The organism is Achromobacter sp. HZ34, from assembly GCF_002209485.1.
Classification (GTDB): domain Bacteria; phylum Pseudomonadota; class Gammaproteobacteria; order Burkholderiales; family Burkholderiaceae_B; genus Bordetella_C.
In genome coordinates this window covers 129,134-142,065 of the sequence record NZ_NJIX01000007.1, presented here as the reverse complement: position 1 = coordinate 142,065, position 12,932 = coordinate 129,134, and the positions used below count along the sequence as shown (strand labels likewise).

Annotated in this window: 11 protein-coding genes; 2 read left to right on the top strand and 9 right to left on the bottom strand. The window is 65.2% G+C overall.

What is annotated here, in order from left to right:
- Positions 1-6 precede the first annotated feature (6 nt).
- The 3 genes from CEY05_RS25025 to CEY05_RS25015 form a co-directional block, all read right to left on the bottom strand.
- On the bottom strand, positions 7-480 hold the full coding sequence (locus tag CEY05_RS25025) for a DUF2269 domain-containing protein (protein ID WP_088599997.1): 474 nt from the start codon (positions 478-480) through the stop codon (positions 7-9).
- Positions 477-1,949, bottom strand: coding sequence for an SDR family oxidoreductase (locus CEY05_RS25020; RefSeq protein ID WP_233161702.1), 1,473 nt, complete (start codon positions 1,947-1,949; stop codon positions 477-479). The genes CEY05_RS25025 and CEY05_RS25020 overlap by 4 nt, the downstream gene beginning before the upstream one ends.
- A gap of 85 nt (positions 1,950-2,034) precedes the next feature.
- Entirely contained in the window at positions 2,035-2,565 is a 531-nt protein-coding gene (locus CEY05_RS25015; protein WP_088599995.1) for a GbsR/MarR family transcriptional regulator, read from the bottom strand.
- A gap of 562 nt (positions 2,566-3,127) precedes the next feature.
- Between CEY05_RS25015 and CEY05_RS25010 the strand changes: the two genes are divergently transcribed.
- A complete protein-coding gene (locus CEY05_RS25010; RefSeq protein ID WP_088599994.1) occupies positions 3,128-3,880 on the top strand; it encodes a DNA/RNA non-specific endonuclease in 753 nt (250 codons plus the stop codon).
- Between the two features lie 146 nt (positions 3,881-4,026).
- Here CEY05_RS25010 and CEY05_RS25005 read toward each other — a convergent pair whose 3' ends face one another.
- From CEY05_RS25005 to CEY05_RS24990, 4 genes are all read right to left on the bottom strand, one after another.
- Positions 4,027-4,791: an amino acid ABC transporter ATP-binding protein gene (locus tag CEY05_RS25005; protein WP_088599993.1), complete on the bottom strand. Its 765-nt coding sequence runs from the start codon at positions 4,789-4,791 to the stop codon at positions 4,027-4,029.
- Positions 4,788-5,462, bottom strand: a complete 675-nt coding sequence (locus CEY05_RS25000; protein ID WP_088599992.1) for an amino acid ABC transporter permease — start codon at positions 5,460-5,462, stop codon at positions 4,788-4,790. Before CEY05_RS25000 ends, CEY05_RS25005 begins: the two co-directional genes overlap by 4 nt.
- 72 nt (positions 5,463-5,534) lie before the next feature.
- Positions 5,535-6,275, bottom strand: coding sequence for a transporter substrate-binding domain-containing protein (locus CEY05_RS24995; protein WP_233161701.1), 741 nt, complete (start codon positions 6,273-6,275; stop codon positions 5,535-5,537).
- 313 nt (positions 6,276-6,588) lie between these two features.
- Positions 6,589-7,314 carry an aspartate/glutamate racemase family protein gene (locus tag CEY05_RS24990; RefSeq protein WP_088599990.1) on the bottom strand — a complete coding sequence of 242 codons (726 nt, stop codon included), beginning with the start codon at positions 7,312-7,314 and terminating at the stop codon, positions 6,589-6,591.
- 98 nt (positions 7,315-7,412) lie between these two features.
- Here CEY05_RS24990 and aceE point away from each other — a divergent pair, with 98 nt between their 5' ends.
- A complete protein-coding gene (gene aceE / locus CEY05_RS24985; protein WP_088599989.1) occupies positions 7,413-10,007 on the top strand; it encodes a pyruvate dehydrogenase (acetyl-transferring), homodimeric type in 2,595 nt (864 codons plus the stop codon).
- A gap of 56 nt (positions 10,008-10,063) precedes the next feature.
- Here the strand turns inward: aceE and CEY05_RS24980 are convergent, their stop codons facing one another.
- Entirely contained in the window at positions 10,064-11,059 is a 996-nt protein-coding gene (locus tag CEY05_RS24980; RefSeq protein ID WP_088599988.1) for a tripartite tricarboxylate transporter substrate binding protein, read from the bottom strand.
- 115 nt (positions 11,060-11,174) lie between these two features.
- Entirely contained in the window at positions 11,175-12,920 is a 1,746-nt protein-coding gene (locus CEY05_RS24975; protein ID WP_088599987.1) for a hydantoinase B/oxoprolinase family protein, read from the bottom strand.
- Between the last annotated feature and the right edge of the window lie 12 nt (positions 12,921-12,932).

The following is a 12,932-nucleotide window of genomic DNA, read 5'->3' as shown; positions in this document are numbered from 1 at the left end:
CCCGCGTCACAGCGCGGGCTTGAGCACCATGAGGAAATACACCACGACCATGGCGATGAAGGCGGGATAGCCCAGGCGTTCCCACCACAGGGCGAAGCGCCAATAGCGGACCGGCAGGGTATTGGCGCCATCGGCGTGGGCCGCGGCCGCCATCTTGGCCATCTCGGCCTGCAGCCAGACCACCGGCAGCCAGCAGATCCCCGCCATGATGTACAGCGCGATCGAAAGCTGGATCCAGGGCGTCGCCCAGGACCAGCCCACCGAGTGGGCCAGCCACAGGCCGGAGAGGGGCTGGAAGATGACGGCAGGCGTGGTGAACCACAGGTCGGCCCTGACCACCAGGCGGGAGACAGTGGCGATGGACGCCACATTGCCCGTGCGATTGGTGAAGAAAAGGTAGAACGCGGTGCCGAAGCCGGTACCCACCATGAGGACCGAGGACAGGATATGCAATGCCTTGAGTACGAGGTAGGAGTTCATGCTTGGGTCTCTTCACTGAACAAGACGAATAACAGCGCCAGGATGGGCAGGTTCTTGAGAATCGGGCCGAAGGGATGCCACAGGAATTCCGGCAGCGCGAAGGCGATGAGAACGGAGTAGCCAGTGATCAGCAGTACCTGCGCCGCCCACAGGCGGCGGCCGGGACGCAGCAGTGTCGCCACGCCCAGGATGAAGTCCAGGGCCGATGCCAGATACAGCACCGCCAGCGCCAGGGCGCCATGCAGATGCACCCGGGCCAGCAGATCCAGGCTGGCCGCCTGCGGATAGATGAAGGCGCTGCAGATGGCTGTGCCTATCCAGGTCAGGGCAAGCGCGCCTCGCAGCAAGGGGGGGCGCCACGCGGCCAGGCCCTCCTGGCGTAGCGCCGGGGCGTCCTGCGGGCGGATGAAGGCGTCGACGCCGGCAGGCGCGCGGCCCAGTATCTTGGCGGTGGTGGCGGCCTCGGCGGTGTTGCCTTCGTTCAGCATGCGCCAGGTGTCGCGCGTCAGCACCGAACCGGGCACCCGGTCCAGCAGCGTCGCGCCCAGGGCGATCAATGGGGCCGGAATGCTGATGCGCCACGCGGCGGGGAAGCCCAGGGACTTTCGGTAGGCGGCGAGCATGTCGCGATACTCGACCTGCGTGCCGCCTACCAGATCGAGCGGCTGACCAACTGACAGGCCCAGCGGCGGCTCGTCTGCCGAGCCCGGCGACTGCTTGCTCACCGGCCGCCGCAGCGACTGGTCGCCCGCGTCATTCACGGCGGCGTCCACCGTGTCCGGCACTGCATCCCAGGCCGCTCCCTGCGCAGCCCCCGATCTCAGCAAGCGGACGACGATCTCGGCCAGTTCATCGACGTGGATGGGCCGCAGCAATTGATGGCCGCCGGCTGGCAGCGGATGTATCGGCGAGGTGGCCAGCGCGCGGAAAAAACGGGCCGATGCGCCAGCGGTTCCGTAGACCAGCGCGGGGCGCAGGACGTGATGGCGAATCGGCAAGGACCGCAGATGGTCGTCCGCCGCGCGCTTGCTCTGGAAGTAGCGCGTGGCGCCGTTCTGGGTCCCCAGGGCGGAGATCTGCACGATGTGCTGCACGCCTGCCTGCTGGCAGGCGTCGAACAGCGCGATCGGAGCGCGCCGGTGCAGCAGGTCGAAGGTCTGGCCCTGCCCTTCGACCAGGATGCCAATGGCGTTGATGACGACATCGATGTTTTGCAGCCTGGGGACCCAGGTGGCAGAGTCGGTGTCGATGGCGTAGTCAATGCCGATCTCATCGGCGCCGATCTGGTTGCTGCTTGCGCCGTGGACGCCGCCGCCTTCACCGCTTTCATCTCGGCGGTTTTTCCGAAGCCTGGCGTGCCTGACGCCCTTGAACACGCGATGCCCGTCGCGTGCCAGGGCCTCGCACAAGGCGGCGCCGATGAAGCCTCGCGCACCGCAGACCAGGACGTTCATCCCCGTTCGACTCATGACGACCTCCTCTTTACAGTTATTTCTGTATAGACAGAAATTTAAGATCAAAAAAAAGCGGACGAATTTCCGCCCGCTCCGCTGCTCACTTCCCCGTACGCCGCACTGCCCGGCTCAGCTTGGCGCCCATGCCCAGCGTCTTCATCAGCGTTTCGGGCTTCATGCGCAGCATCTCGTCGGCCCAGGTGGTGAGGGTTTCCAGGAACACCAAGGTGTCGCGGATGCGCTGTTCCGTGGCGGCGTCTTCCGTCGCCATCTCCGGGCCGGCCAGGCTGTCACGCAGCATCGTCAGCGTGGGATCGATTTCGCGCTGGCGCCGCCCTTCGACGATCAGCTTGAACAGCTCCCACACATCCGTCGATGTCTCGAAATGATCGCGGCGGTCGCCCATGACGTGGACCACCTTGGCCAGGCGCCAGGACTGCAGTTCCTTCAGGCTGGTACTGACATTGGAACGGGCGACGCCCAAGGTATCGGCAATCTCATCGGCCGGCACCGGGCGTCCCAGCAGATACAGCAAGGCGTGTATCTGCGCGACGGTGCGATTGACGCCCCAGCGGGAGCCCATTTCCCCCCAGTGGAGGATGAATCGTTCGGAGACAGGCGAGAGTTTCATGGAAGCCACTTTATGGGCTTCAGTTATTTCTGTCAAGACAGAAATTTGAGAAACAAACGCATGTGGCCTTGCCCAGCCATTTGCAATAAAAAATGAATGTCACCCCGCTGTCACGCGGCAACTCGAAGATCCTCCGGCATCCAAGGCAGGAGATTCCCATGCGTCAGGGCACCATCAGCGACATCCTGCGGCGCATCGCCGCGACTTGCGACGAACGCAGGCACACCAGGGCGCTGGTCGGCGCCGGCGATTGGCGCAAGGCGGACGACGACACCACCCGTTGCGCGGCCTTCGATGCGCGTGTGAAGCGCGAATCGGGACTGGCCGAAGCCGTGCACGGCACCAACGACTTCCAGCCGGCCGCCTTCCTGCCCCAGGGTGCCGCCACGCGCCGCGCCGTCGGGCGAGTCCTCCTGCAGACGCCCTCGGCAACCATCTCCGGCACGGGCTTCCTGATCAGCCCGACGCTGTTCATCACCAACCAGCACGTGATCACGGACGCCCAGGCCGCCGGCCAGGCCACCGTGGTGTTCGACGACGAGCTGGATGAACGGGGCCAGCCCTGTCCGCGCACCATAAGGCCCGCCGTCTGGCCCTGTTCACCGCCACCAATATCGACGGCGCCACGTGGCTGGCGATCGACCGCAAGACGGGCCAACCCGCGGCCGAGCAGCCCGAAGGCGACGTCTGGTACAACGACTCGCGCATCAACACCACCTACACCGTCGGCCAGGCCTTCTACTCCGGCTGGAGCCACCTGTTCGACCGCGGCCACCTGACCCGCCGCGAAGATCCCAACTGGGGCAAGTTCGCCACTCGCGCCAACGCCGACACCTTCCATTTCACCAACTGCACGCCGCAGCACTGGAAGTTCAACGAATCCATCGAGTACTGGCAGGGCATCGAACGCTACGTCCTGGAAAAAGGCATCTTCGACAGCGGCCGCGACAAGCCCGTGACCGTGCTGCAGGGCCCCATCCTCGACGACGTCAACGACCTGTGGGCCGATGACGTGCAGGTGCCGTCGGCGTTCTGGAAGGTGGTCGTATGGAAAGGCGCCAGCGGGCTCAAGGCCGTGGCGATGATCGCCGACCAGACGCCCTTGTTCTCGCTGCAACGGCATGGCGCCGCGCCGCCGCCCAAGGACACCCCGGTGGACGTGCTGCAATGGCGCGCCTCCATTCCCACCATCGAAAGCAAGACCGGCCTGGACCTGAGCCCGCTACGCGAGTACGACACCGTGGGCGCCGACCTGCCCGTGGTGGGCGAAGCCCTCATGCCCATCACGAAATGGGAAGACATTCCGTTGGAATGAAGGAAAGGTATTTCCCGGCCTCGGGAAAGCGTAGGCACCACCCGCCCCGCCAAGACAGCGGAATGGTGGCGCCCGGCTAGCAGTGCCCGGCTAGCGGCGCCGCGCCACGGGCGCCCGGCCAGGTGCCCGAAAGCACCCGCCCGATTTCAAGCCTTGTTGAACCGCGCCAGGAAGGATTGCGTCGCGGTCTGCCTGGGGGCGTCGATCACCTGGTCCGCCGGCCCCGCCTCGACGACGACCCCGTCGCGCATGAAGATCACCTGATCCGCCACCTCGCGCGCGAACGCGATCTCGTGAGTCACCAGGATCATGGTCATGCCGTCCTCGGCCAAGGCCTTGATGACGGCCAGCACCTCGCCCACCAGTTCCGGATCCAGCGCCGAAGTGGCCTCGTCGAACAGCATCACCTCCGGCCGCAGCGCCAGCGCGCGCGCGATCGCCACCCGCTGCTTCTGCCCGCCGGACAGCATGTCGGGATAGGCCTCGGCCTTTTCCGCCAGCCCCACCCGCGTCAACAGCTCCATGGCCAATTCACGCGCCTGCTCCTTGGGCACCTTCTTCACCGTCACCGGCCCTTCCATGACGTTCTGCAGCGTGGTCATGTGCGGGAACAGATTGAAGTGCTGGAACACCATGCCCGTGGTGGCGCGATAACTGGCCAGTTCCTTCTCGGGTATGCGCCGGCCATGGCCGCTGTCGAAGTCCATGCTGCGCTGGCCCACCCGTATCCTGCCGCCATCGGGCATCGTCAACAGATTGATGCAGCGAAGCAGCGTGGACTTGCCGGACCCCGACGGGCCTATCATCGCCACCACGGAACCCCGTTGCACCTGCAGCGAAATATCCTTCAGCACCACATGATCGCCAAAGCACTTGCTGAGATTGTTGATTTCGATCATCAGGTCGCTCATGACGCATTCCTGTCCTGTCTGGCCAGACGGTTCTCGATGCGCTTGGACCATAGCGTGGCCGGGAACAGCACGATGAAATAGCAAAGGGCGGTAATCGTATAGAGCTCCAGCGGACGATACGAATCATGCGCGGCCGATTGCGCCTGGTACAGCAGATCCGGCACCGCGATGACCGACAGCAGCGACGTATTCTTCAACTGCATGATGGACTGGCTCATCAAGGGCGGCACCATGCGCCGGAACGCCTGCGGCAGGATGATGCGCCGCATGACCTGCTTGGTGCGCATGCCCATGGCCAGGCCGGCTTCCGTCTGGCCCCAGTCGATACCCTGGATGCCCGCGCGCACGATCTCGGAATAGAACGCCCCGCCGTACAGCGTCAGCGACAGCGCCGCCGCCGTGGTGGGGGTCATCTCGATATTGGCCAGGACGGGCAGCGCGTAGTAGAACCAGATCAGCTGCACCAGCACCGGCGTGCAGCGGAAGATTTCCACATACGCACGCAGGATGGCCGCGATGTACCACGGTGCGCGCACCCGGCCGATGCCGACCGCCAGACCCACGGCCAGGCCCGCCGCCACCACGATGACCGTATACCCCACGGTATAGGCCAGGCCGCTCAACAACAGCTTGTGGTAGACCCAGATCGAGCCAAAGTCCCACTGATACACAACCGCTCCTTGAAATTCCTGCAATGCTCGCTCGTCCCCCCGGGATGCCAGGGGAGACGAGCGTTCCTACGTTCAGAACGTGGCTTCCTTGGGGAACAGTTTGGGATCGACACCCGCCAGCTTCTGCATGTTGTCGATGATGGTCTGCTTGATCACGCCCTTGGAGCGCTCGGCGTTCAGCCACTGGTTGACGTACTCGGTGAAGGCCTGGTCGGGCTCCTTCTGCACGCCGATGGAAGTGGGCGCGGTCGCGGCCGGGGTCGGGATCACCAGGTGGCCCAGCTGCGGCGACTTCGACAGCACGGTAACGGCCAGCAGGATCACCAGCACCTGCGCATCGACGCGCCCGGTCTGCAGCGCCAGCGTCGCGTCACCCGAGGTCTCGAAGCGATTCAGCTTCGCCTGGGTCAGCGTCTGGGTGGCGAAGGTGTCCTGGTTCGAACCCTGGTCCACCGACAGGCGCACTTCCGGCTTGTTGACGTCGTCCCAGGTCTTGGGATCGAAGCTTTTCTTGGCGACCAGCGTGAACGTGTTCTGGAACAGCGGGTCGGTGAAGCCGACCGTCTTCTTGCGCTGCTCGGTGGGCGCCAGGCCGAACATGCAGTCGATCTTGTTCGATTGCAGGTCCAGCACCGCGTTGCCCCACGTGGTGTCGATCGCCTGCAGCTTGACGCCCAGGGATTCCGCCAGCTGGTTGGCGAAGTCGACGCAGAAGCCTTGCCACTGGCCGGTCGCCACCGACTTGACGTAGTAAGGCGCGGCGCCGGCGATGAAGCCGGTGCGCAAGACCTTGGTCCGCTTGATGCGCGCCATGGTCGATTCATTTTGGGCAAATGCCGGCATGGAAATCATCGAACCTAGGCCGAACGCACATGTGGCCGATACAAAACTTCTGCGTGTGATCACGGCAGTCTCCTGAGTACAGAACATTCGCCTGGAAGCGCTTCAGATAGTCCGCGTCCACGGGACCGGGCCTATCCACCGGGAAGAATTCTAATCGCGCATTTCCTCATCCCAGCGGCGGATATTCATGAATCTGCCAGATTTTTGTGCTTTGGCGCCGGGGGATGTGGCGAAAGTGCCGAACGCCTATTTCGCGCAGCGCATCAATGCGGGCAAACCCTGATCAAGCGGATTGCAGCCGCAGCCCGTCGATGAACCACCGCAGCATGCCCACCACGTCGAATACCGGCAGCCCGGTGTTGCGACGGACCGCGGCGGCGAAAGGCGGCATATTGGTGCATTCGAAGACGATGGCGCCCACATCGGGAAACTGGGCAACCAGGCTTTGGGCCGCCACCACCATCTCCAGCTCCAGCACCGCGAAATCGGCCTCCGAAGGCTGGGCTTGATCGGTGAACACGCGCCGGAACAGGCTTTCCTCCGGCATGCCGACCATGGGGGTGGCGGGGTCCACGCCCACCGCGGCCAGGTGCAATTCCGTCAGGGCCACCTGGTTGATGGTGAGTATGCCCACCCGCTTGCCTGCGGGCAGCATGCGTTCGACCATGGGCACCTGCAGCAACGCGCTGGTGGCGACCGGCACGGACAGCCGTTCGCTCAGTTCCCGCTGGAACAGGGCAAGAAAGCCGCAGCTGGTGGTGATGCCGCGCACACCCATGTCTATCAGTTCCTGTGCCGCATCGACGAAGGGATCGAGCAGGCCGCGGCCCTGGTCCTCGATGACGCGTGCCGGCGTGGCCCCGCGCACGATCTTGAACTGCATCGGCACGGACCAGGTGGCGGCATTGCCGATTTCTCCCGGAAAACGCGGAAATCGCGTATCGAGCATGAGCACGCCCAGGGTAAGGCCGTGGACCACCGGGCGGGAGGAAAGGGAATCGAAGTTCATGATGGGAATACCGAAAGGTCGATCGAGCCGGGGAACTGGCATGGCAAACTATAAGCCGGCAATATAAGCCAGCATACAGGCCGCAACGGGAGACACGCATGCCGCCCTATTACGATCCGGACCCGCAGGAAACGGAAGAATGGCGCGACGCCTTCGTCGCACTGATGCAGGCGCACGGGGCCGAACGGGGCCGGCAGATGCTGTCGACATTGGGCAGCCTGTTGCAAGGCGAGATGCAAGGCCAGGCCGTCGCGCCAGCGGCGCCGGCGCCGGCACCGGCGGCCACGGGCTACGTGAACACCATCACTCCCGCCGCACAAGCGCCCTTTCCCGGCGACCTGGCCACCGAGGAACACCTGGCTTCGCTGATGCGCTGGAATGCCCTGGCCATGGTGATCAAGGCCAACCAGGCCTATGGCGAACTGGGCGGTCATATCGCCAGCTACGCCAGCGCCGCGGACCTGTTCGAGGTGGGCTTCAACCATTTCTTCCGTGGCCGGGCAGGCATGGCCCCCGAACAACGGGGCGACCTGGTTTTCTTCCAGCCGCACAGTGCCCCGGGCATCTACGCCCGCGCCTATCTGGAAGGGCGGCTGACCGAACAGGACCTGCTGCATTTCAGGCGCGAGATTGCCGCGGGCGCGGTGGGGGCCAAGGGGCTGTCCAGCTACCCCCACCCTTACCTGATGCCCGATTTCTGGCAATTTCCCACCGGGTCCATGGGCATAGGTCCCATCAACTCCATCTACCAGGCCCGCTTCATGCATTACCTGGCGGACCGGGGCATCCTGGACTGCCAGGGACGGCGGGTGTGGGGCGTGTTCGGCGACGGCGAAATGGACGAGCCCGAGAGCATGGCCGCGCTGACGCTGGCGGCGCGGGAAGGGCTGGATAACCTGACCTGGGTCGTCAACTGCAATCTGCAGCGCCTGGATGGCCCCGTGCGCGGCAACGGCAAGATCATCGATGAACTGGAGCGCCTGTTCACGGGTGCCGGCTGGAACGTCATCAAGCTGCTGTGGGGCAGCGATTGGGATCCGCTGTTCGAGCGCGACACGACAGGCGCCCTGCGCGCGGCCCTGGCGCAAACCGTGGACGGCCAGATGCAGACGCTGGCCGCCAAGGATGCCGATTTCAATCGCCTTAATTTCTTCGGCCAGAATGCAGAAATCGCCGATATCGTCGCGTCTCTCTCCGACGAGCAGATCGATGCCTTGAAGCGCGGCGGCCATGACATCAGGAAGATCCATGCCGCCTATCATGCCGCCGCTGCCGCACGCGGCGCCCCGACGGTCATCCTGGCCCATACCAAGAAAGGCTACGGCATGGGTCCGGCCGTGCAGGGCAAGATGACGACCCATTCCAACAAGAAATTCGAGCCCGAGGACCTGCTGGCCTTCCGCGACCGCTTCAAGCTGCCGCTGACGGATGAGCAGGTGCGCGACCTGACCTTCTTCCGGCCCGCCGAGGATAGTCCCGAGATGCAGTATCTGCGGGCCCGGCGCGATCGACTCGGCGGCTCGCTGCCCAGGCGCCACACCGAGTGCGCGCCGCTCGCCGTCCCCGCGCTCGGCACTTGGGGCACCTTTGCCACCGACGCGAATGGCAAGGAAATGAGCACGACGATGGCCTTTGTCCGCATGCTTGGCAGCCTGCTGAAGGACCCGGAGGCCGGGCCCCGCCTCGTCCCCATCGTGGCTGACGAGGCGCGCACGTTTGGCATGGCGAACCTGTTCAAGCAGGTCGGCATCTATGCCCGCCATGGCCAGCGTTACGAACCGGAGGACATCGGCTCGCTGCTGGCCTATCGCGAGGCCACCGACGGCCAGATCCTTGAAGAGGGCATCAGCGAGGCCGGCGCAATCTCCAGCTGGACCGCCGCGGCCACCAGCTACAGCACGCACGGCGTCGCCATGCTGCCCTTCTACATCTACTACTCGATGTTCGGTTTCCAGCGGATCGGCGACCTGATCTGGGCGGCGGCCGACCAGCGGCCGCGCGGTTTCCTGATCGGCGCCACGTCCGGCCGCACGACCCTCGGGGGTGAAGGCCTGCAGCACCAGGATGGCACCAGCCACCTGTGGGCGTCCACCATTCCCAATTGCAAGGCCTACGACCCCGCGCATGCCGGGGAGCTGGCGGTGATCATCGAGCAAGGCATGCAGGAGATGCTGCAGGACCAGCGCGATGTCTTCTACTACGTCACCGTGATGAACGAGAACTACGCGCAACCGACCCTGGCCCGGGAGAATCATGCAGCCGTATTGCGCGGCGGCTACCTGTTCGAAACGAAGCAGGGCCAGCCTGGCAAACCGGCGGTGACGCTACTGGGCTCCGGCGCGATCTTCCGCGAAGCCCTGCAAGCGGCGGAGATCCTGCATGGGGAAGGCCACACGGTCTACGTCTACAGCATCACCAGTTGGACCGAGCTGGCCAGGGACGCGCAGGCGTGCGAGGAATCGCACTTGCGGCACATGCTGCAAGCCAGCGCCGGCCCTATCGTCGCCGCATCGGACTATGTCCGCCTGCTGCCGGAATCCCTGCGCGCGCATCTCCCCGCTGACCGTTCCTACCGCACACTGGGCACCGACGGCTTCGGCCGCAGCGACACCCGCGCGGCCCTGCGCGGCCACTTCGGCGTCGATGCCACGGCCATCGCCAGCGCAGCTCGAGAAGGACGGGAGCGCGGCTAAGTCAGGGAAGGAGTGAGGAAGCGGCGCTCTGCAACCCTGGGCTCACGGCGTCCCGGTTACTCCATCTTGATATTCGCCGCCTTGATGACCGCGCCCCATTTTTCGCTTTCCGCGCGGGCATAGCGGGCGAAGTCCGCGGGAGAACTGGTAATGATCTCGAAACCGACGTCGGTGAGCATCTTCCTGCGTTGCGGGTCCGCCATCGCCTTCCTGCTGTCGTCGGCGATTTTCTGGACGATGGCCGGCGGCGTACCCGCGACGGCGAACAGGCCGAACCAGACATCCGTCTCGAATCCTGGATAGCCGGACTCCGCCACCGTGGGCACGTCCGGCAACAGCGGATGCCGATGATTGGTGGTCACGGCCAGGCTGCGCACCTTGCCGGCACGCTGTTGCGGCAGCGTGGTCATGATCACATCGAACATCGAATCGAGCCGTCCCGCCAGCAGATCGTTCATCGCCAGCGATGATCCTTTGTAGGGCACGCCCAGCATCTTGATGTTCGCCTGGGCCATCAGCAGCTCCATGGTCATCTGGGGCGTCGCTCCCACGCCGCCGCCAAACGTGAGCGCGCCCGGATGCGCCTTGGCATAGGCGACCAGCTCGGCCAGCGAATGGAAGGGGGAAGACGACGGCACGGAAAGCAGTTGGGCGATGGAGACCAGTTCGGTCACCGGCACGAAATCCTTCTCCGCGTTGTAGGGAACCTTGGGGAATAGATGGGGCACCACGGCCTGGGTGGTCTGGGTGCCGAACAACAGGGTGTAGCCATCGGGCCTGGATTCCGCGACCACCCGCGATCCAATGATGCCGCTGGCGCCGTCGCGATTCTCCACGATGACTGGCTGGTTCCAGATCCGGCCCAGGCCTTCCGCCAGCGCCCTGGCCACCTGGTCGGTCGAGCCGCCCGCCGAAAATGGCACGATCATCCTGACGGGCCTGTTCGGGTAGGCCTCGTCAGCCAGGGCCGGGCGGCCCGCGCAGAAAGTGGCCGCCGTGGCCAGCATCAGGCCCATAGTGCGCCGCCGCGATTTCCCTGAAAATCGGTTCATGATGTTTTCCCTTGAGTATGTTTTGGTCCTGAAGCGCCCGGTATGTTTTTCTCACGCCCTTACCGGGTGCGTCCTGCCTGTGCGGTCGGGCCAACCGCCGGGGCCACCAGCGGATCTATCCCGCGCGGCCACCTGCCTGCAATGCCCCGTCGGTCAGCGCATCGCCGTAGAACCTGCGCGCATAGGCCTCGGTCACCAGGCCATCGCGCAGATCCTCCGCCAGCGCTTCCAGCGGCCGCGCTGCCGGATCGCCAAAGCCCGCGCCGCCCGGCGTCTCGATACGTACCGTCTCGCCGCGCGCCAGGATCAGGTGGCGTACCTTGGATCCCAACACCTCCTCGGCGGAACTCCCGGCATTGCGCAACAGCCGTCCACGCCCGCCCTCGCCGCCGCCTTCGGCACCCGCCGCACCCTGCAGATGGCTGTCCGAACGCGCCGAGAAGATCGTCTCGTCCCGCAGCATCCGCACCTCACGTACGATGCCAAGCCCACCCCGATGGCGCCCCGGCCCCGCTGAATCCACCGCGAAGCCGTAGTGCTCGACACGCAACGGGCATTCATGCTCAAGTATCTCGGTAGGCAGGTTGCGGGAATTGGTGATGTGGACATGGATGCCGTCCATCCCATCCGCGGCGTCGCGCGCGCCGCCGCCACCGCCCAGGGTTTCGCCGCTTAGATAGATGGACCCGTCCTCCGGCCGCGTGCCCGAGAAGGCGATCGTCGGCATCGTGTCCACGCTGGAGGCGATCGCGCGCTCCCTGTCGACCAGGCCCACGAAGGCCCCGATGATCGCGCCGGCCAGGCGCTGGCAGGTGATGGTGCGCGCGCCGCAGGCCCCCGGCGAACGGGGATTGACGATGGATCCCGACGGCGCCTTGATCACGATGGCGCCGGCCATGCCGCTGTTGGCCATCAGGTCAGGATCCAGCATGGCCTTGACGCAGTAATAGACCGTGGCACGCAAGGCGCTGTCGGACACGTTGAGCGCGCCGCGCGACTGCGGACCGGATCCTTCCAGATCGACCACCAGCACCGCGCCATCCTTGTAGACGGTGGCTGTCAGCGGCACGCGGCCGCCCTGCCCGCTGCCGTCATCGTCCAGCCAGGTCGTGAAGGTGCTGCGCCGGGCGGGCAACGCCGCCACGCGATGGCGCGCACGCTGCAGGGTATAGGCCAGCACGCCATCCACCGCTTTCTCGAACTTCGCCGCGCCGCCCATGCGATCGATCAGGCTGCCGATGGCGCCTAGACCTTTTTCATTGGTGGCGATCTGCACGCGCAAGTCCAGCGAACGCTCTTCGGGCAGGCGGGAATTCAGGGCGATCAGCCCGATCAGGTCGTCATCGACCTGACGCCCGCGCGCCACGCGCATGATGGGAATGCGCAGGCCTTCCTCATAGATCGTGCGCGCCGCCGCCGAGGTCGAACCCGGCACCGCGCCGCCGACATCGGAGTGATGGCCGATGTTGGCGGCGAACGCCACCAGCCGGCCGTCGACGAACACCGGCGTGATGACGGAGATGTCAGGAAGGTGGGTGCCGCCCGCCGCGTAGGGATCGTTGCAGACATAGACGTCGCCGTCACGGATTTCCGCCAGCGGCCAGCGCGCCAGCACCGCCTCAACCGATCCCATCAGGGAACCGAGATGAACGGGGATATGCGTGCCCTGCGCGATCAGGCGTCCCTGGCGATCGAACATGCCGACCGAGAAGTCGCGCCGCTCCTTGATCTGCGGCGAAAACGAGGCGCGCATGATGTTGCTGGCCATGGACTCCGTGATAGCCAGCAGGCGATTGGTGAAAACTTCAACGGCGATGGGGTCGAAGGCCTGCTTGTCGTGGGTGTCGTGTATTGCGTTCATGATGAATGTCCG

What these genes read in the sequence shown, in the direction of transcription:
- CEY05_RS25005 (WP_088599993.1), bottom strand. Translation starts at nt 4,791, where the DNA reads ATGAGCGACCTGATGATCGAAATCAACAATCTCAGCAAGTGCTTTGGC.
- aceE (WP_088599989.1), top strand. Translation starts at nt 7,413, where the DNA reads ATGCCGCCCTATTACGATCCGGACCCGCAGGAAACGGAAGAATGGCGC.
- CEY05_RS24995 (WP_233161701.1), bottom strand. Translation starts at nt 6,275, where the DNA reads ATGGCGCGCATCAAGCGGACCAAGGTCTTGCGCACCGGCTTCATCGCC.
- CEY05_RS24975 (WP_088599987.1), bottom strand. Translation starts at nt 12,920, where the DNA reads ATGAACGCAATACACGACACCCACGACAAGCAGGCCTTCGACCCCATC.
- CEY05_RS25015 (WP_088599995.1), bottom strand. Translation starts at nt 2,565, where the DNA reads ATGAAACTCTCGCCTGTCTCCGAACGATTCATCCTCCACTGGGGGGAA.
- CEY05_RS24980 (WP_088599988.1), bottom strand. Translation starts at nt 11,059, where the DNA reads ATGAACCGATTTTCAGGGAAATCGCGGCGGCGCACTATGGGCCTGATG.
- CEY05_RS24990 (WP_088599990.1), bottom strand. Translation starts at nt 7,314, where the DNA reads ATGAACTTCGATTCCCTTTCCTCCCGCCCGGTGGTCCACGGCCTTACC.
- CEY05_RS25020 (WP_233161702.1), bottom strand. Translation starts at nt 1,949, where the DNA reads ATGAGTCGAACGGGGATGAACGTCCTGGTCTGCGGTGCGCGAGGCTTC.
- CEY05_RS25025 (WP_088599997.1), bottom strand. Translation starts at nt 480, where the DNA reads ATGAACTCCTACCTCGTACTCAAGGCATTGCATATCCTGTCCTCGGTC.